The organism is Thalassospira sp., assembly GCF_030690045.1.
GTDB lineage: Bacteria > Pseudomonadota > Alphaproteobacteria > Rhodospirillales > Thalassospiraceae > Thalassospira.
In genome coordinates this window covers 48,951-68,945 of record NZ_JAUYHK010000014.1, presented here as the reverse complement: position 1 = coordinate 68,945, position 19,995 = coordinate 48,951, and the positions used below count along the sequence as shown (strand labels likewise).

The following is a 19,995-nucleotide window of genomic DNA, read 5'->3' as shown; positions in this document are numbered from 1 at the left end:
TTCCGGGACGGCCTTTTGGTCACTCAACCGCGGGTCAACGGCTTGTATTTGATCCGGTGCGGACGGTCGGCCGCATCACCAAACCGACGTTTGTAATCGGCTTCGTATTCCTGATAATTGCCCTCAAACCATTCGACATGCGAATTGCCTTCATAGGCCAGAATATGGGTCGCGATACGGTCAAGGAAGAACCGATCGTGCGAGATGACCACGGCACAACCGGCAAATTCCAGCAACGCTTCTTCAAGGGCGCGCAGGGTATCGACATCCAGATCGTTGGTCGGTTCGTCAAGCAGCAGGACATTCGCACCGGTCCGCAACATCTTGGCAAGATGAACACGGTTGCGTTCCCCGCCGGACAATTGTCCGACCTTTTTCTGCTGATCCGCCCCCTTGAAGGCGAATTGCGACACATAGGCACGGGAATTCATCACCCGTTTACCCAGAACGATTTCGTCCAGACCATCGGAAATTTCCTGCCAGACCGTCTTGTTCGGGTCCAGGGCATCACGCGACTGATCGACATAGCCCAGCTTGACGGTTTCGCCGATTTTCAACGTGCCGGAATCGGGTTTGTCCTGCCCGGTGATCATTTTAAACAGGGTGGTTTTACCCGCCCCGTTCGGGCCGATCACCCCGACAATCCCGCCCGGCGGCAAGCGGAAATGCAAATCATCAAACAGCAATTTGTCATCGAACGCCTTGGTCAGGCCTTCGGCGGTGATCACCTCGTTCCCAAGGCGTTCGGCAATCGGAATAACGATTTTGGTGGAATCGGGCACCGCATTGGCGGCCTGAGCGACCAGATCGTCATAAGCCCGGACACGCGCCTTGCTTTTGGCCTGACGGCCCTTGGGATTCTGCCGGATCCAGTCCAGTTCTTCGGCAAGCTGTTTCTGGCGGTTACCTTCCTGACGGGATTCCTGGGCCAAACGTTTCTGTTTCTGTTCCAGCCACGACGAATAATTGCCTTCGTACGGAATGCCCTGTCCACGATCCAGTTCCAGAATCCAGCCGGTCACATTATCAAGGAAATACCGGTCATGGGTGACCAGAACAACCGTGCCTTCATATTCTTCCAGATGGCGTTCCAGCCATGCCACCGATTCCGCATCCAGATGGTTGGTCGGTTCGTCAAGCAGCAGCATATCGGGTTTCGACAGCAACAGGCGGCACAAGGCAACCCGGCGGCGTTCCCCGCCCGACAGTTTGGTCACATCCGAATCCTTGGGCGGGCAGCGAAGCGCATCCATGGCGATTTCAAGGGTGCGTTCCAGATCCCAACCATTGGCGGCGTCAATACGTTCCTGCAATTCGCCCTGTTCGGCCAACAGGTCATTCATTTCATCGTCGGTCATCGGTTCGGCAAAGCGCGCACTGATCTCGTTAAAACGCGCCAGATCGTCCACAACCGAACCGCAACCTTCCATGACATTGCCCAGAACATCCTTGGCCGGGTCAAGATGCGGTTCCTGTTCCAGATACCCCACCCGGACACCTTCGGCCGGCCAGGCTTCGCCGCCATATTCCTTTTCGATCCCGGCCATGATTTTCAGCAGGGTCGATTTACCCGCGCCGTTGTTCCCCAGAACACCGATCTTCACACCCGGTAAAAAGGACAGCGTGATGCCCTTGAACAATTCGCGACCGCCTTGCAGAACCTTGGTCAGGTCCTTCATGACGTAAATATACTGGTAGGATGCCATTAAATTCCCCATCCGAAGTGATGATTGGCCCCGATGATCCGGGGCGCATATGCGGTTGCCCGTTTGTAACCGAGGCGCCCCCGACAAACAACGGCAAAGACAGCATGGCTGTGTACAGCCTGCCTGAACCACTGGCGACCCGATACTATCCCAACGGATGCCAAACCAAAAATATCACCACCCCACCGATTATCCTCTTGCCCGCCAGACACGCACAAGGCACTCTCGCGAAAGGTTAATAATTCATTTCAGAACATTTCGGAACATGTCGGCAGATGACGCTCAAATCCGAAAAAAAGACTTTTCCTGTCCACCATATCGGCACATCGCCGACGATGGAGGTTAAATATTGGCCGGAATCCGACGACCATCAGTTTCATGGCAATCTGTCTGCCGATATGGCACAGGATGCCCTGCGGGCAATTGGCCTGCCCGTTTATGTCAAAAATCATATCGGGCAATTTGTCGGTTTCAACACAGCCTTTTCGCTGTTGCTCGACAAGGCACCGACCGAAATTCTCGGCCGCACCATCGAAGACCTGATCAGCGACCCGTCTTTATGTGAAAAAGCCCGCGATACGGATCGCACCATTTTGCAAAATGGCGGCAATGTGACCTACGAAGCCAGCCTCAGCATGGCCGATGGCACCGAACAGTTTGTCATGTTTGGCAAATCGCGCCTCACGGGCCGCAATGGCGACCCAAACGGCCTGATCGGCATGGCGCTGGATCTGACCGCCCGGTTTCAGGCCGAACAGGCCGTGCGCTCGATGGCCCTGACCGATCCGGTCACCGGCATTGCCAACCGCAACCATTTTTACGTTTCACTTGAAAGTGCGTTCAAACGCGCCCGGCGTTCGGGGCGGACATTCGGCTTGCTGCTGGTCGATCTGGATGGTTATAAAACGGTGAATGACCAATATGGTCATATTGTCGGCGATGCCGTTCTGGCCAGTGTCGCGCGGCATCTGTGCGATACCCTGCGCGACAGCGATCTGGTCGCACGATATGGCGGCGATGAATTTGCCGTCATTACCGAAGACCTTGCCGGGCCGAACGATGCCGACGCCATTGCCGCCAAAATTCTGGCCGCCCTGAATGAACCGCTGGAACGGCACGATCACCCGGTCGTACGACTGGGGGCCAGCATCGGCATTGCCTGTTGCCCGACCGATGGCGACAGCATACAGACCCTGTTGTCCAAGGCCGATGCCGCCCTTTATCATGCCAAGGGCAATGGTCGCTGCTGTCATTTTTCATGGACCCAGATGCGAAAAATGGCCGACGCGGCACCCGATATCGCCTGAAATCCCCCTGAAATGCTCTCAAAAACCGGAAAATCGGGCAAAATCAGCCCCTTTTGGAAAATTTACTGATAGAAACTCGCAACCGCGCATCCCGCAGGAAACGGCGCTTTTGCAAGACATTCCAGCGCGTTATCCCATTTTTTCCACTTGCCAATACGACTAATGATTATCTTCTGGCACGCGCCAAAAGCTGTTAGTGAGCAAGTAAGGTGAAACAACCGTCGATGGACAGGTTGTCGATCCATTTATGTAATCGCCAGATATCAAAAGACCCAAACAACAACAATCTGGCGGGGGAAGTTTTCATATCTAGGAAGGAGACGCGCTATGGATAAATCCGGCGCAGCCTACTGGAAACGCAATCTCAGGCTGGTGACGATCTCTTTGATCATCTGGTTTGTCGTTTCTTACGGCTTCGGTATCTTGTTCGTCGATGCGATGAACAATATCACAATTGCGGGCTTTCAACTTGGTTTCTGGTTTGCCCAGCAGGGATCCATCTATGTGTTTGTGGCACTGATCTTTGTTTATGTCGCCAACATGAACAAGCTGGATCGGGAATTCGGCGTTCGCGAAGACGATTGATAACGTCGTTCATTTTCTAGATCCGGGGAGACAGACAAGATGGATCTCAAGACACTAACCTATATCGTCGTCGGCCTTAGCTTCGCGCTGTATATCGCGATTGCTATCTGGTCACGCGCAAGCACCACCGGCGAATTTTATGTCGCAGGTAAAGGTGTCAATCCTGTCGTCAATGGTATGGCGACCGCCGCAGACTGGATGTCTGCCGCATCCTTTATTTCGATGGCCGGCCTGATTGCCTTTTTGGGCTATGGCGGTTCGGTTTACCTGATGGGCTGGACCGGTGGTTACTGCCTGCTGGCGATGTTGCTGGCACCGTATTTGCGCAAATATGGCAAATTCACCGTACCTGAATTTATCGGCGACCGTTTCTATTCCAAAACAGCCCGTATCGTTGCGGTGATTTGCCTCATCTTCATCTCGTTCACCTATGTGGCGGGCCAGATGCGTGGCGTTGGTATCGTGTTTTCGCGCTTCCTCGAAGTCGAAATCCTCACCGGCCTTGCTGTCGGTATGAGCATCGTCTTCATCTATGCCGTTCTTGGCGGTATGAAGGGCATTACCTATACCCAGGTCGCACAATATTGCGTGCTGATCATTGCCTACACTGTTCCGGCAATCTTCATTGCCTTCCAGTTGACCGGCAATCCGATTCCGCAGTTGGCCTTTGGCTCGACGGTAACGGGCACCGGCGACTTCATGCTGGATCGTCTTGATCAGGTCGTGACCGAACTGGGCTTCCTCGCCTATACCACATCAAACAAAACCACCATCGACATTTTCTGCATTACCTTGGCCCTGATGGTGGGTACGGCCGGTCTGCCGCATGTGATCGTCCGTTTCTTCACCGTGCCGAAAGTCCGCGACGCTCGTTCGTCTGCTGGCTGGGCGCTGGTCTTTATCGCCCTGCTTTACACCACCGCACCGGCTGTCGGCGCGATGGCCCGTCTGAACCTGACCGAAACCATCCAGATCGGTGCGGTTGGCGATCCTGAAGGCAACCTTGCCTATGAAGATCGTCCGGACTGGTTTGGCCGTTGGGAAACCACCGGTCTTCTGACCTTTACCGACAAAAACGGCGATGGTCGTATCCAGTACTATAACGATGCCAATGCCAATTTCGCTGCACAGGCTGCCCAATATGGCTGGGCTGGCAACGAACTGCGCGTTGACAACGACATCATGGTTCTGGCCAACCCGGAAATCGCCCAATTGCCGAACTGGGTGATTGCCCTGGTGGCAGCAGGCGGGATTGCCGCCGCACTGTCAACGGCAGCGGGTCTGTTGCTGGTGATTTCGTCCAGTATCTCACATGACCTTCTCAAGGGGACCTTCACCCCGGACATGACCGAGAAACAGGAATTGCTGGCCGGACGTGCAGCAGCGGCGGTTGCCATCCTGATCGCCGGTTATCTGGGATATAATCCTCCGGGCTTTGTGGCGCAGGTGGTTGCCTTCGCCTTTGGTCTCGCGGCTGCATCCCTGTTCCCGGTTATTATGATGGGCATCTTCTCCAAGAAGGTGAACCGCGAAGGCGCGATTGCCGGGATGCTGGTCGGTCTGGTCTTCACCATGGGCTATATCATGGCGTACAAGGGTATCTTTATCCCTGTGCTGATTGAAAACGTCCCCGCCAACTGGTTCCTCGGCATCTCGCCGGAAGGTATCGGCGTGGTCGGTATGCTCCTGAACTTTGCTGTTGCTTTCGGGGTGTCAAAAGTCACCGCCGAACCGCCTGCACATATTCAGGAAATGGTCGAAAATATCCGTATCCCGCAAGGGGCCGGAGCAGCCGTTGACCATTAATCCGGTCAACCGGTTTGCCTGAAACCTGTTGCTGGCCCCCGGGACGTTTGTTCTGGGGGCCATTTTCTTTTCGGAATGATAACAGGGTGCATTATGGCACCGCCAACCTCCGGCCCCTTTTGCGAGGCAAGACATGACACTGGAACTGAGTGACATCCGTGATTTTCTCAAGCGCCATCACCCGTTTGGTCTGTTACCCGATGGTGCACTTGCCGATTTACCATCGCGCCTGACGGCGCGCTATTTCCGCAAGGGTTCGGTCATTCTCGATGTTGAACAGACCTGTCTTCACCTGCATATCATCCGCAGCGGCGCGGTCGAAACCCGCGACCCGTCCGGCAATTTGCTGGCCCGGCTGTCCGAAGGCGAATGTTTTGGTGTGCGTGCCATGTTCCGGGGCGGCAAGGCCGCCAACCGCATCACCGCGATCGAGGATTGTCTGGTCTATCAATTGCCGGAACAGGATTTCCATGCGCTGGCCGGGCAATATCCGCAATTTTCCTATTTCTTTGAACTGATGGGCGGGGCGCGCCTGCGCGGCGGCATGCAACTGATCGAAGAACGCGATGATGACCAGTTAAAACTGATGAGCCTGCGGGTCTCCGACCTGATTGCCCGCGCTGTTGTCAGTCTGGAGGCCACCGCCACCATCCGCGAGGCCGGACAGCGTATGAGTTCGGAACGGGTATCGTGCCTGTTGCTGATGGCAGGCGAAAAAATTGTCGGCATCATAACCGACCGCGATTTGCGCAACCGGGTGGTCGCCCTGGGCCGCGATCTGAACGAACCGGTCTCAAACATCATGACCGCCAACCCGATCAGCATCCGCCCCGATGCCTATGCCTTTGACGCCTTGCTGACAATGACGCGGCACAATATCCGCCATTTGCCCGTCCTTGACGATGGCAAGCCGGTTGGCGTTGTCACCACCACCAATCTTCTGGCCCGGCAATCCTTGTCGGCGGTCTATATGGCCGGGAATATCAGTAAACGCGACACAGCCGAAGGCATGGCCGAAGTCATCGCCCAGGTGCCGGAATTGCTCAGCCATCTGATCGAGGCCGGGGCGACATCGCAAAATGCCGGGCATATCGTCACCACCCTGTCGGATTCGACCACCGCCCGTCTTTTAATGCTGGCCGAGGAAAAATTCGGCCCGCCGCCCGTGCCCTATGTCTGGCTGGCCGGGGGATCGCAAGGCCGACAGGAACAAACCGCCCTGTCCGATCAGGATAATTGCCTGATCCTTGACGATGCTTATGACGCCGCAAAACACGGCGATTATTTCAAGGCGATGGCCGATTATGTCTGCGACGGATTGAATGTCGCGGGCTATGTCTATTGCCCCGGCGACATGATGGCGAAAACAGATGAATGGCGCCAACCGGTCCGGGTCTGGCAGCAATATTTCAACAAATGGATCGAACAGCCTGAACCCAAGGCCCTGATGCTGTGTTCGGTCTGGTTTGATCTGCGACCGATCCACGGCAGCACGGAAATTTTCGACGAATTGCACCGGATGATACGCACAAAGGCGAATGGCAACCGCATTTTTCTGGCCTATATGGTTGGCAATGCCCTGACCCATCATGTGCCGCTGGGATTTTTCCGCAATTTTGTGATGATCCGGGGTGGCGACCATCATCAGACGCTGGATATGAAACATAATGGTGTGATCCCGATTGTCGATATCGCCCGTATTCATGCGCTGGGCAATGGCATTGCCAGCGTCAATACCTATGAACGCCTGCATGCCGCCATGCAAACCAGCTCCATCAGCCAGCAAGGGGCACGGGATCTTCTTGATGCCTATGAATTTATCAGCATCACCCGCCTCAAACACCAAACCCGCCAGATCCGCGAGGGTCAGGCCCCCAACAATTTCCTGCATCCCGACAGCCTGTCTGCCTTTGAACGCAGCCACCTCAAGGATGCCTTTTCGGTCATCAAATCCATGCAAAATGCCCTTGAAACCAGTTTTGGCAAAAGCGGCACCTAGGGTCAGATAAAATGGGCTTGCGACAGAAAATCTTCGACAGTCGTCCCTATCGCCAGATCATCCAGCGACAGGCGACCGGGCCGTTGCGCGCCTTTTACGATATCCCGCCGGTTTCCGGCGACAAGGCGATCCGCGATGTCGAATTCATCGCGCTGGACCTTGAAACCACCGGACTGAACCCTAAAAAGGACGAAATCGTCAGTATCGGCTGGATTCTGGTGCGCCAGATGGCGGTTGATTTCGGGTCCTGCGAACATCTTCTGGTCCGGCCCAAGGCCGACATGACCGAAAGTTCGGCCATCGTGCATCATATTTTCGACAGCCATGTTGAAAATGCCCCCGATATCGGGGTGGCCCTGCATCATTTATTGCCGATCCTGGCCGGGCGGGTGATGATTTCGCATCATTCCCCGATCGAGGTCGGGTTTCTCGGGCAGGCCTGCAAAAAATATTTCGGGGCCCACTTGCAGGTGCCGACCGTCGATACCCTGATCCTTGCCCTGCGCGATGTCCACCGGCGCGGGCAACCTTTCCGGCCCGGTGCCCTGAAACTGCAAAATCTGCGCAAGCAACACAATCTTCCGCCCTATCAGGCGCATAATGCGCTGGCCGATGCGATTGCGGCGGCCGAACTGTTTCTGGCACAAATGAGCAAGCGTGATCCGAAAGGCGACCTTGAGCTTCGCGACGTCCTGCGTTAACCAGATAAGATAAAGCCTTTTTGGAGAATTTCGGCACAGATGTATGTTTTTATTTTTACGACCGTCGTCATTGGCTTTGCCTGTGCCGGACTGGTGATGATCGGATCGCGCCTGTTACGGCGCAAGGCCCCGAAATATATGGTGCCGATTGCCGCCGGTCTGGGCATGTTTGTTTATATGATCTGGGATGATTATACATGGTTTGACCGCTATGCCGGGCGGATGCCGCCGGAAATCCTGATCGTCGAAAGCTATGAAACCCAAACCGCCTTTGCCCCCTGGACGCTTCTGGTCGCCCAGACGGATCGGTTTACTGCGATTGACACCCGCAAAACCGTCCCCAATCCGGGCAATCCCCGGCAAAAACGCATCACCACCCTGCTGGCGAAAAAGGGATCGGAAACACTGGCCCTCAATCATCTGATGGATTGTTCGCGCCGCGCACGGGCCTATATCACCACCGACATGCCACTTGATGACAACGGGTTTCCGGTTGAAATCACCGAATGGTTTGAGCTGACATCAGATGACACCTTGCTGGCCTATGCCTGTAGCTAAGCCGGGTTCCCCTGCAAACTTTCAAAACAGGCCCCGAAACGAGCCTATGTAAAATCAGAATTTGTGAGACTGCCCGGAATTTGGATTTCGGGCAGTTTTTTCATGTACGGCTTATTGGACGCCATTTCCGATTGCGGATGTATTCGAGGAAAGCCCGCATGGCCGCGCTGGTATGCCGTCGGCTCGGATAATACAGATACCAGCTCGGCAGCTTTTTCTTCCAGTCACCGAGCAATTCGATAACTCTGCCCTGTTCCAGATCGTCCCGGACATAATCCTCAAACAGATGAGCGATTCCCGATCCCGCAAGTGCAGCCTGGAGCTCCTGATGCGCTGAACTCAGCGTCAACCGGCCTTTCGGGCTGATTTCCACTTCGTCCCCGTCCTTCTCAAATTTCCACGTGACCATGGTTCCGCCGGGAAAACGGCGACGAATACAGTCGTGCTGTAAAAGATCGTGCGGTGAGTCGGGTCGACCGCGCTTGCGAAGATAATCGGGCGAGGCCACGATTGCATATCGCAAGGCGGGGCCCAAAGGCATGGCGATCATGTCCTGGGCGAGTTGATGCCCGAAGCGTACGCCTGCGTCGAACCCCTGCTCCACAATATCAATGATCGCAGCATCACTAATAATCTCGACATTAATGTCGGGATAAATTTTCATGAACTCAAACGTTAGCGGGCACAGAATATGGTCGGCAGCCGGGCCCGGTGCATTGATCCGCACGGTTCCGGACGGATACTCCCGAAGCTGATTGAGATCGTCTATCGCTGTTCTGATGTCGTGAAGGGCGGGCCCAAGTCGCTTGAGAAGCCGTGCTCCTGCTTCAGTAGGCGCAACGCTGCGTGTCGTTCGGTTCAGCAGCCGGATGCCCAACGCTTCCTCAAGCACGCTGATCGATTGGCTGATGGCTGACGATGACACACCCCTGCCAAGCGCGGCGGCTCTAAAGCCACCACAGCGCACGACGTCTTCAAAAATCTCCAGGCTGTCAAGGCGTAGCGGCCGCATTGCAAAGTCCTGCTTAATAAGTTGATCCATTTTTATTAGCTTATCCGCACACCCGATCTGTGTCATCCTTAGAAGACATGCTACGAGGCCGTCGCTTGCGGATAAGCGTGGCCCTGACCGACACGATATTTGGATGGGATGGCAAGTATGAGCGGAATCACATTAAATCGCAGGAAGATCATGCTGACAGCAGCGTCGGCAGCGGCAGGGCTGATCTTGCCAACCGGTGGCATGGCCTTTGCGCAAACTGCGTCCGGCGCGTCGCCCCTTGCCCAAGGTGGAAATGTCGGCCATTACCGCTTTCGCGTCGGCGACATCTCCGCAACCGTGTTGAGCGACGGGCTGATCGGCGGTCCTCCGCGGATCTACGCCAGCAATGCGCCGGAGACCGAACTGGAAGAAGTTCTGAGACAGGCTTTCCTGCCAACGGACCGCCTGACGCTGAATCTCAACACGCTTCTTATAGAAGCGAATGGCAGGCGGATCCTCCTCGAAGCCGGAGCCGGGCAGACCATGGGGCCGCAAGGCGGTCGCATCTTCGCGAACCTTGCCGCCATCGGTTTACGGCCCGAGGACATCGATGTTGTGGTTATCTCGCACACCCATCCGGACCATGTCGGCAACCTTCGAACAACCGACGGCGGCAAGGCATTTCCGCGTGCGGTCGTCTTTGCGCCTCGTGCAGATTGGGATTTCTTCGTCCGTAACGATCCGGACCTTTCCTACATGCCGGTGCCCGAGGATTTCCGACGCAATTTCGCTGCGGCGATCCGGCAGAGCGTCGAACCCGTCACGAACGGGATTGAGTTATACGAAGCTGGCGAGGAGATCGTCACCGGGCTGACCACGCTTCCGGCATTGGGCCACACACCCGGCATGGCGAATTTCCTTGTTCAATCCGGAAACGATCAACTCCTGCTGACGGCCGACCTCGCTTACCACCCGATCGTCAATGTCGATCGGTCATGGCTGCCCGGGCCAGATCGCGACAAGGATACCGCTCTTGCCTCCCGCCGCCGCATCTTCGACATGGCAGCAGCAGACCGGCTCCTCGTTCTCGGCTTTCACTATCCGTTCCCGGGTCTTGGCCGAATGCTCAAGACGGATACGGGCTATGCCTGGGTCCCGGTCAATTGGGAATTTTGATCCGGCACATAACGGAGGCCCCGCAGGCGACGGCATCGCGGCTTTCGCCCCTCATCCGCGAACACGCATGGGGATATTACACAGGTTCCGAAACGGGCCGGTTTCCTGGTTCAGTTTACCGGGGTCACCAGCACCCCAGTATCGAACCACGCCGCAAGGTTATCCACAACCAATTGCGCCATCGCATCGCGGGTCTCAACCGTGCCACTGGCATGGTGCGGATATAAAACCACATTTTCCAGCCCGGCAAAGCCCCGGTCCATATGCGGTTCATTGGCAAAAACATCCAGCCCCGCCCCGGCAATCACCCCATCGCGCAGGGCGGCAATCAGGGCCGGTTCATCCACCACCGATCCACGGGCGATATTGACCACATATCCCGAAGGGCCAAGGGCACGCAGCACCGCATCATTGACAATGCCCTTTGTCGCCTCCCCACCCGGGCAGGAAATCATCAATATATCGGCCCATCTGGCAAGCCCGGTCAGTTCCGCCTCGTAATGATATTCGACCGGCTTTTTGCTACGGCCATAATATCCGATTTCCATGCCAATCGGAGTGGCTCGGCTGGCAATCGCCTGCCCGATCCGGCCCAGCCCGACAATGCCCAGTTTCTTGCCGCGTGCCGTGGTGGTCAGCGGCATGGCACCCTTTGCCGACCAGTTGCCACTGCGCGCCCATTGATCCCCCACCACCAGACGCCGCAGGGTGGCCAGCATCAACATGATTGCGGTATCGGCCACATCATCATTCAGGACATCGGGGGTATTGGATACCTTGATCCCCCGCGTGCGACAGGCATCGATATCAATGGAATCATATCCGACGCCAAAACTGGTGATGACCTTCAGGTTCGGCAATCTGTCAATCAGCACGGTTGGCACCCCGACCCCTGCTGTACTGACAAGCGCGGTTATTTTATCGGCCACATCCGCCACAAACCCGTCCTTGTCCGCCGCCTGATCATAGCGATGCAGGATATATTTCGCCGCCAGTACGTCCATATGACGCGGACGAATGGCCGAAACAACAAGAACATGGCAGGACATGCGGCAACTCCGTAACTGCAAAACAGAAAAGCCAGCCTAAGGGACAGCGCCCGTTAAGACAAGAAAGCAGGGGAGCATTACGTCTTTTGATGCATCAAAAGCGGTGCGACAAGCAGGGCTGACAATGCAGAAAGATCTTTCAGGTCGCTTACCGTATAAACGCCTTGGGCATGCAGGATGCTGATCGCGCCGATCGATTGCCCCGCCGCGACCACCGGCACACTCAGACAGGACTCACATCCAAGGCTTTTGATCAGTTCATGATCTGGAAACGTCGTGCGCATCGCGGCTTCGTCCGGCCCGAACCACGGTGCCTGATCCTGCAAAACGGTCTGGCCCCACCTGGTCGGTCCCATTTTCTTGCCGGTCGATGTCGGGTATTTTTCCGGGTTGTTCGACCAGACCCGCTGACAAAAATCATCGCCGCTGTTCCATGCAAAAAAGGTCATCAAACGCGGGGTAAAACGGTTTTGATAAAGGGCGGCAACGGCCTCGAAAGAGGATTGCGGCTGGGTAGCGTCGGCATAGGCAACGGCCAGTTGGCCAAGGGAAATATCAGTCATAAAGCGAACCCGGCAACCAAAGAGCAATTTCAGGGAACCAGACAAGCAGCGCGATTGCGCCGAGCATCAGGATAAAGAATGGAAAGGCATAAACCGCCACCCGCCCGACAGGTTGCCCCGTCAGGCTTTGCAGGATGAAAAGATTGAACCCGACCGGCGGTGTAATCTGGCCCAGTTCGACAGTCACAATCAGAAAGATACCAAACCATACCGGATCAATCCCGGCCTGCAATGCAAGCGGCAGGGTAATCGGCAGGCTCATCACAATGATCGATACCCCATCCAGAAAAAGGCCCAGCACAAGGTAAAACAGGGTCAAAACAACAATCAGCATGGTCGGCGACAACTGCCATCCCCCGATGGTACGGGCGATTTCGGTCGGGATATGCAGATAACCCATGGCAGTTGAAAGAAATGCCGCCGCAATCAGGATCGAACAGATCATCGCACTGCTGACCACCGCCCCCAGCAAGGTCCGGATCAGCATCACAAGTGAAAACTGACGCAGGCAAACCGTGATGACAATCGCCCCAAACACACCAACCGCGGCGGCCTCGGACGGTGTTGCAACCCCCGAATAAATGGCGCCAAGAACAATGACCATCAAGGACATGATCGGCAGCAAATCGACAAGGGCACGACCAAACTGGCGCAAATCCGTTCGCGTATCGGCCTTTGGGGCAATGTCGGGCTGAATAACCGCCCGCAACACAATATAGGATGAAAACAGAACGGCAATCATGATGCCCGGCAAAACACCGGCAGCAAACAGGCGACTGATCGAAACTTCGGCCAGAATACCATAAACAATCATGACGATGGATGGCGGAATCAACAGGCCAAAGCTGCCTGCCCCGGCAAGGGAGCCAAGGGACAAGGACTGATCATATCCGCGCCGTGACAGCTCGCTGGTGGTGATTTTCCCAACCGTTGCGGCGGTTGCCGCACTCGATCCGCTGACCGCAGCAAACAGCGTACAGCCCAGAACATTGGTATGCAGCAACCGGCCCGGCAGCCAGTTTACAAACGGGGTAAGGCCGCGAAAAATGCGATCTGAAATATCGGTCCGGAAAATAATCTCGCCCATCCAGATAAACATCGGAATGGCCGCCAGTTCCCAGGTCGTCGAATAACGATAAACGATATTGGCGGCAATCGTCCCGATGCGCCCAATATCCATACCGGCCACCAGCGCAAGCGATATGCCACTGACCGCCAGCAAGCCGACAAAAATCCAGACGCCAAGGCCAAGAAACAAAAAGATCAGGGCAAGAACCAATCCCGCCGACAGAAGTGCATCCATAAAAATCCGGTCTCCGGTTACAATTTCAATGCGTGAAACGACACAAAATCATGACGTTTTGGCATCGGGATCCGGTCCCGCGATGAATTGTCTGAGGATGAGGGCAACCAATTGAAGAAACAGCAGACACAATCCGGTCAGGATCACGCCTTCTGGAATCCACATCGGTACTTCTGCAATGCTGCTGCTGACCGAATTGCGGGCCCATGCGCGCGCCACCCGCAACCAGACGAATGAAATCAGCACCCAGACAACGCCAAGCCCGACAAGACAACTGAAAATTTCAAGGCATTTGCGATATCTGACCGAAACATGGCCCAGCAACAATTCGACACGAATGATGGCCCCCTCGCCAAGCGCATGGGGCAACGCCAGAAACGTCGCCGCCGCAACCCCATACCCCACCATTTCATCCATGATGAAGGTTGAACTGTCAAAAACGGTACGCAGAACAATTTCAAACAGGATGAATGACACCATCACAATCAACGTCAAGGCTGACAGATACGCGCCGAACTTCGACAGACTCTCGATGAATTTGACAAGGAGTTTCATTTTGCCATTCGCAGTCATTCTGTCAGGCAGGGTGGATGCCATACCTGACAGAGGGTTGAAAGAGATACGGACTACTGCGCCAGCAGCGACTGATAGGTCTCCATCAGCGTTTGCGCATCGTCGCCAACACGGTCTTTCCACTGTTCCACTTCGGGGGCAGACGACGTTTGCAGCAGGGACAACAAATCCGCAGATACTTGCGTTGTCACCGTGACCTTGTGTTCAGCCAGTTTGGCATAATTGTCACGCACCCGGTTTTCCAGTGCTTCCCAACCATATGCTTCGGCCTTTTTTGCCGACTCAAGAACCGCTTTTTGTTCTTCTTCGCTCAGCGCGTCAAAGGCATCGCGGTTCATATGCGTCACCTGCAACGGCAGGGCATAATTCACTTCGGTAAAATCCGAAAGATATTCCCAGAACTGTGATCCGGCACCGCCATCGGCCGAGGTCAAAACGGCATCAATCCCATTGGTCGTCAATTGCGGCACGATATCGCCCCAGCTTAACTGAACCGGCGATGCCCCTGCTGCCTGCAAGGTCTTGGTCCCCGGCGTATCAAAAGTCCTGATTTTCAGGCCCTTGAGAGCCTCGACCGTCTCAACCGGCTGATTGGCCCAAAAGCCCGAGGCCGGCCACGGTGCGGCATATAAAAAGACCTGATTGTCCGCCTCAAGGGCTTTTTCATAATAAGGGCGGGTGACTTCATAAAGCTTCTGCGTATCGTCGATCGAGGTGGCCAGAAATGGCAGGGACGACACCAGAAAGATCGGGTTGATCCCCGACCAGGCCCCCGAAAACGACGATGCCAGCTGGACCGCACCATCGCCGACCGCATCATAATGATCGACCGATTTGTAACCAAGTGCGCCACCATGATGAACGGTGACATTGATCGCACCGGCAGTTTCCTCGCCAAGGGTCTTCGCAAAAAAATCGGCGGTCTGGGCATGAATGGAACTGACGGGGTATTCGCTCGACATATCAAACTTGGCGTCGGCATGGGCCACCGTCGCCCCCATTCCCAGCAAGGCGGCAAGGACCGGCAGGTTAATCTTGTTCATTGTACTTTCCTTTGTGTTCAGGTTCAGCGATCACATAACCGGCCTTACAGGGAACCGGTATTCTTGAATATCCGGCCGCCCTTCATGATCAGGGGCATATGCAAACCCTGACGGGTCAGCAACGACAAATCCTCAAGCGGGTTGCCATCCACCACAATCATATCGGCAAAGGCACCCGGCGCGATAACGCCGATTTCCCCGACTTTGCGCAGCACCCTGGCCGCATCGATGGTGGCAGACCGGATGACATCGCGGGCTGGCAGATACCGCCCGCGCAGCAGGAATTCCTCGGACTGGTGATCATGCATTTCACCCAAAAGGTCAGAACCATACCCCATCACGACACCAGCCTTGTGCAGATGTGTCAGGCATTCCAGACCGGCCCCCCGAACATCTTCGATCTTGGCAACCGATTCCGCCGGAAGGCCAAACCGTGCCCCTTCCCGCGCCAGCAGGTCATAGGTGATATTGGTCGGGATTACGACGGCACCTGCCTCACGTACAAGGCTGGCGGTTTCGGGTTTCATCAGATTGGCGTGTTCAATCGATTCCACCCCGCATTCAAGGGCGCGGCGAATGGCTTCGTCGGTATAAAGATGCCCGGATACATAAAGCTGTGCGTTCTTTGCTTCTTCCACCGCCGCCTTAAGCTCCTCGGTCGAAAATGCCAGCACCGCAATCGGGTCGGTCGGGGACGAAACCCCGCCATTGGCCATCACCTTGATGAAATCGGCACCGCCCTTGATCTGTTCTCGGGCCGCCCGGCGCACTTCATCGACACCATTCACCACCACGCCCAGCGACCCGATCTGGTTTTTGTAATAATCAACCGACCGCTGGTTGTGACGGCCACGATAATCGGTATGACCGCCGATTTGCGACAATGCCTTGCCACAAATCACCAGACGCGGGGCAGGCAGGTTATCCTGTTCAACGGCCTCGACCAGACCATAATCCGCGCCGCCCAGATCGCGCACGGTGGTAAAACCGCGCATCAGCATCCGTTCCATGATTTTGGCAGACCGCAATGCGACAAGCGAATTCGGGAGATCGGCGTTTTTGCCAAGGCTGGTCGTCGTCGCAATCACATGCACATGGCAATCGATCAGCCCCGGCATCAGGGTCTTGCCCCGCAAATCGATCACATCGGCATCCGGCGAGGTCGCATCGGCCGAAACTTCGCAAATACGATCCCCCTCAATCAGGATGTTCTGCGGTTCGGTCGGTTCGGCCAGCGAACCATCGACGATACGGGCATTCTTGATCAGTGTAAGCGTCATGGGTTTTCTTCTTTTGTGGTGGAGCAAGGGAGAAATTGACGGGGTTTTTTCATCAACGATAGGCAAGCGTCGGCAGCCAGAGTGATATCGCCGGTATCAGGATGAGGATGATCAGGGTGAAGAAATCCATGGCGATGAACCATCCGACACCGCGAAAGACTTCCGGCAATGTCACAAGGTTTCCAAGGGCCCCCTTGATCATATAGACATTCAGCCCGACCGGCGGGGTGACAAGCCCGATTTCCAGAAGCTTGATCAGGATGATCCCGAACCATACCGGGTCCAGCCCCGCCCCATGCACCAGCGGCAGGATCAGCGGCAGCGTCAGCAGCAACAGACCGATTGAATCAATCAACATGCCCAGCACGACATAAATCACCGTCACCGCAAGGAATATCCACCACGGTTCTGCACTAACCCCCAGGATGGCATCGGAAAATGCCGCCGGAAGACCGCTCAGCGCAAGGAAACGGGTAAAAAACACCGACCCGATCAGGATCACGAAAATCCCGGTTGACGCCACAATGGTATCGCGCAAGGCAAGCCGGATGGCATCCCGTGTCAGGGTGCCGCGCACCGCCGCAATGACCGTCGCAACAAATGCGCCGATGGCACCCGCTTCGGTCGGGGAAAACATGCCGGAAAAAATCCCGCCCAGCACCGAAAAAATCAAAACCGGTAATGGCCAGATTGTTCTGAGTGCCGCCCGTTTTTCTTCTCTGGTCGCGCGCACCGTCACCGTCCCGGCCAGCGACGGTTTCAGCTTCACCCGGATCATGATCATGGCCATATAGATCAGGGCCGAAAGCACACCGGGAATGAACCCGGCCATAAAAAGCTGTCCCACCGAAACCTTGGCATAGACCCCATACAGGATCAAAAGAACGCTGGGCGGAATCAGGGACCCCAATGTCCCAGACGCGGCAATGGTGCCGGTTGCCAGTCCCTTGTCGTAATTGTTGCGCAACATTTCGGGTACAGCGATGCGCGACATCGCCGATGCCGTCGCAACACTGGACCCGGCGGCGGCGGCAAAAAAGGCGCAGGCACCGACACTGGCAATCGCAAGACCGCCCGGCAGACGCGACAGATACAGCCGCAAGGCCTCAAACAGCCCCTTGGTCATCTGGGTCGATGAACAGATAAACCCCATCAAAAGAAACATCGGGGCGGCGGTCAGTTCCCACTGTCCGACATATTCAAAAGGCGTTGCCGATATGGTGCCCAGCGCCACATTGATGTTGAACATCGCCGCGATCCCGCCAATCGAGACAAGGCCAAGGCTGATCCCGATCGGGATGCGCAGGGCAATCAGGCCAAGCGCAACAAGAGTGCCGATAATACCGATATCAAGATTGCTCATTTCGCCCTCTTACAGCGCACGCCAGCGGCTTAAGGATTTCAGCAGGTTACACAGGATGGCCAAAAGGCATCCGACAAACCCGACCGGCAAGGCCCAGCGGCTGGGCCAGATATAAAACAGAAAATTGGACATGATGGTTTCCTGGGACTGCGTTGCCCGGATGGCATCGATCATGCTTTGCCATGCCAAAAACCCAAAAAACGCAAACCCGGCACCACAGGCCAGAACATACAGAATGACCTGAGCCGAACGGGGCATTTGCTGCACAAACAAATCCACACGAATATGCTCGTTATGCAATTCCACATACCCGGCCGCCAGAAAAATGGCGCACACCATGTAGTAATAGGAAACCACCTCAAGCGTCCCGGTAATCCCGACATCCAGAACCATTCTCAGCAGCACATCTGCCGTCACATGAACCATCATCAGCACGACAAAAATGGCCGATATCACAAGGAATGCCGTATTCAGCCACGCGACGCTGCGATACAGCAGGTTTGGTGCGCCGGTTTGGACATCGGCCAAATCACCATCGGAATTAAGGGACATTGCAAACACTCTGCTGTGTGCCGGAATTGAAATTCAGTGCCGGTTTATCGCGGCCCCAAACAGGCAGGCGAACTGGTGCCGCGCCCGGATGGATGCGGCACCAAAACCTTACTGAATACCGTAGGTCGCCGGATCAAGGGTGCCGTAGATTTCCTTGCGGGCCATGTCGGCCAGTGCCCCAATGTCGGAACGATCGACATTTTCAAGCAGCTTTTCCCATTTGATATAGGTAAAGCGGAAATCCTCGATCAGGGATGCGGCATCGGACACACCGTATTTTTCCTGGGCAATATTATAGATGTCCCCCAGAACCTTCTCGCGGAAATCCTCGACCGATGCCATCAGTTCCGGCGAAGGCTGATAGATTTCATTGCCCTTCTCTTTTGCTTCTTCAAGGGCCGCATCGGAACGGGCAAGATAATTGACAACCATATTGGCCATGCCATGCGCCGTCGCATCCATCAGTTGCTTGCGCTGTTCCGAGGTCAGATCAGCCCAGAAACCGGTGTTAAATCCCCATTCCGGACCGGACCAGTACATGCCGGTCGGAAGCACGGTGGTATAACGCGCAACTTCCCACAACGAACGGTCAATCAGATCATTCGCCGCATTGGTGGCACAATCCAGTGTGCCGCGTTCAAGGCCGGTATACATCTCGCTTGACGGAACATTGACCGGAATGCCGCCAACTTCCTCGACCCATTTGGAAACGCTCGATCCTGCCGTTCTGATCCGTTTACCCTTGATTTCCTCAAGTGTGCGCACAGGTTTGTTGCAAAACAGGATATAGGGCGGCGTGGCATAGGCTCCCAGATAAACGATGCCGTTATCCGCCCATTCCTTCAACTGAACCTCGTTATGCATGCTGAAATCGGCAACCGCAAAAATGGCGGTCAAGGGATCGGAATAGTTAAAGCCAAGTTCCTGAACCGCATTGGCAACAGGCAGTTCCGACGGCGTATAAACCGCCGCAATATTGGCGACATTGGCGATATTGTCACGGGCCCCCTGAAGATTGGCACGCGGGGCCAGCAAAACACTGCCGGTATAAACTTCGGGGTTCAGATCGCCGCCCGATATTTCTTTCACCGTTTTGGCCCATTCGATATAGCCAAATTTGGTCAGCGGATGTTCCGCATCATAAAACGAATTGGCGATAAAGCCGGTTTCCGCATGCAGCGGCAAGGCAGCCCCGCCCGCCAGCAATGCGGCAACAAACGGGATAATTTTTTTCGTGCTGAGCATCAAAGTCTCCTGATTCAGATCGTGAGATCGCCATCCTGATTTGGGAAAATATCCCCACCGGTTTGCGGATCCCCGTCTTCCGGTTCTTGTTTACAACAAAAACATACAGACTAGCCTGCTTGTAAATGTCAACTGTTATAATTAGGCTTTGGGATTGAGGATGGTTGGAATAAGGTCCCAATCGCCAGTGAATGCAGGAGTATA

At 55.4% G+C, this 19,995-nt stretch carries 18 protein-coding genes; 7 read left to right on the top strand and 11 right to left on the bottom strand.

Annotated elements, in window-relative coordinates; translation table 11 throughout:
* Window positions 1-23 precede the first annotated feature (23 nt).
* Window positions 24-1,706, bottom strand: a complete 1,683-nt coding sequence (gene ettA, locus Q8O73_RS10805) for an energy-dependent translational throttle protein EttA (protein ID WP_305558167.1) — start codon at window positions 1,704-1,706, stop codon at window positions 24-26.
* A gap of 275 nt (window positions 1,707-1,981) precedes the next feature.
* On the opposite strand from ettA, the gene Q8O73_RS10800 reads away from it, so the two are divergent.
* The 6 genes from Q8O73_RS10800 to Q8O73_RS10775 all read left to right on the top strand — a co-directional run bounded on the left by Q8O73_RS10800 (window position 1,982) and on the right by Q8O73_RS10775 (window position 8,662).
* Entirely contained in the window at window positions 1,982-3,013 is a 1,032-nt protein-coding gene (locus Q8O73_RS10800) for a bifunctional diguanylate cyclase/phosphodiesterase (RefSeq protein WP_305558166.1), read from the top strand.
* A gap of 327 nt (window positions 3,014-3,340) precedes the next feature.
* Window positions 3,341-3,598, top strand: a complete 258-nt coding sequence (locus Q8O73_RS10795) for a DUF4212 domain-containing protein (RefSeq protein ID WP_305558165.1) — start codon at window positions 3,341-3,343, stop codon at window positions 3,596-3,598.
* Between the two features lie 39 nt (window positions 3,599-3,637).
* Window positions 3,638-5,404, top strand: coding sequence for a sodium:solute symporter family protein (locus tag Q8O73_RS10790; protein ID WP_305558164.1), 1,767 nt, complete (start codon window positions 3,638-3,640; stop codon window positions 5,402-5,404).
* Window positions 5,405-5,537: 133 nt separating this feature from the next.
* Entirely contained in the window at window positions 5,538-7,403 is a 1,866-nt protein-coding gene (locus Q8O73_RS10785; RefSeq protein WP_305558163.1) for a putative nucleotidyltransferase substrate binding domain-containing protein, read from the top strand.
* 11 nt (window positions 7,404-7,414) lie between these two features.
* Window positions 7,415-8,104: an exonuclease domain-containing protein gene (locus Q8O73_RS10780; RefSeq protein WP_305558162.1), complete on the top strand. Its 690-nt coding sequence runs from the start codon at window positions 7,415-7,417 to the stop codon at window positions 8,102-8,104.
* Window positions 8,105-8,143: 39 nt separating this feature from the next.
* Window positions 8,144-8,662 carry a hypothetical protein gene (locus Q8O73_RS10775; protein ID WP_305558161.1) on the top strand — a complete coding sequence of 173 codons (519 nt, stop codon included), beginning with the start codon at window positions 8,144-8,146 and terminating at the stop codon, window positions 8,660-8,662.
* 100 nt (window positions 8,663-8,762) lie between these two features.
* Here the strand turns inward: Q8O73_RS10775 and Q8O73_RS10770 are convergent, their stop codons facing one another.
* A complete protein-coding gene (locus Q8O73_RS10770; protein ID WP_305558160.1) occupies window positions 8,763-9,704 on the bottom strand; it encodes a LysR family transcriptional regulator in 942 nt (313 codons plus the stop codon).
* 117 nt (window positions 9,705-9,821) lie between these two features.
* Between Q8O73_RS10770 and Q8O73_RS10765 the strand changes: the two genes are divergently transcribed.
* The gene (locus Q8O73_RS10765) at window positions 9,822-10,820 is read left to right on the top strand and encodes an MBL fold metallo-hydrolase (RefSeq protein ID WP_305558159.1); all 999 of its coding nucleotides are present in this window, start codon (window positions 9,822-9,824) and stop codon (window positions 10,818-10,820) included.
* 110 nt (window positions 10,821-10,930) lie between these two features.
* Here Q8O73_RS10765 and Q8O73_RS10760 read toward each other — a convergent pair whose 3' ends face one another.
* The 9 genes from Q8O73_RS10760 to Q8O73_RS10720 all read right to left on the bottom strand — a co-directional run bounded on the left by Q8O73_RS10760 (window position 10,931) and on the right by Q8O73_RS10720 (window position 19,791).
* Window positions 10,931-11,869, bottom strand: coding sequence for a 2-hydroxyacid dehydrogenase (locus Q8O73_RS10760; protein WP_305558158.1), 939 nt, complete (start codon window positions 11,867-11,869; stop codon window positions 10,931-10,933).
* A gap of 77 nt (window positions 11,870-11,946) precedes the next feature.
* The gene (locus Q8O73_RS10755) at window positions 11,947-12,432 is read right to left on the bottom strand and encodes a GAF domain-containing protein (protein WP_305558157.1); all 486 of its coding nucleotides are present in this window, start codon (window positions 12,430-12,432) and stop codon (window positions 11,947-11,949) included.
* Window positions 12,425-13,735 (bottom strand): TRAP transporter large permease, encoded by a 1,311-nt coding sequence (locus Q8O73_RS10750; RefSeq protein WP_305558156.1) that lies wholly within the window; start codon window positions 13,733-13,735, stop codon window positions 12,425-12,427. Before Q8O73_RS10750 ends, Q8O73_RS10755 begins: the two co-directional genes overlap by 8 nt.
* 48 nt (window positions 13,736-13,783) lie before the next feature.
* Entirely contained in the window at window positions 13,784-14,290 is a 507-nt protein-coding gene (locus tag Q8O73_RS10745; RefSeq protein WP_305558155.1) for a TRAP transporter small permease subunit, read from the bottom strand.
* Window positions 14,291-14,361: 71 nt separating this feature from the next.
* Window positions 14,362-15,351, bottom strand: a complete 990-nt coding sequence (locus tag Q8O73_RS10740; protein WP_305558154.1) for a TRAP transporter substrate-binding protein — start codon at window positions 15,349-15,351, stop codon at window positions 14,362-14,364.
* Window positions 15,352-15,395: 44 nt separating this feature from the next.
* Window positions 15,396-16,631, bottom strand: coding sequence for an amidohydrolase family protein (locus Q8O73_RS10735; RefSeq protein ID WP_305558153.1), 1,236 nt, complete (start codon window positions 16,629-16,631; stop codon window positions 15,396-15,398).
* A 52-nt stretch (window positions 16,632-16,683) separates the two neighbouring features.
* On the bottom strand, window positions 16,684-17,994 hold the full coding sequence (locus Q8O73_RS10730; protein ID WP_305558152.1) for a TRAP transporter large permease: 1,311 nt from the start codon (window positions 17,992-17,994) through the stop codon (window positions 16,684-16,686).
* 9 nt (window positions 17,995-18,003) lie between these two features.
* Complete coding sequence (locus tag Q8O73_RS10725; RefSeq protein WP_305558151.1) at window positions 18,004-18,546, bottom strand: TRAP transporter small permease; 543 nt, start codon at window positions 18,544-18,546, stop codon at window positions 18,004-18,006.
* Between the two features lie 108 nt (window positions 18,547-18,654).
* Window positions 18,655-19,791, bottom strand: coding sequence for a C4-dicarboxylate TRAP transporter substrate-binding protein (locus Q8O73_RS10720; protein ID WP_305558150.1), 1,137 nt, complete (start codon window positions 19,789-19,791; stop codon window positions 18,655-18,657).
* Window positions 19,792-19,995: the final 204 nt, after the last annotated feature.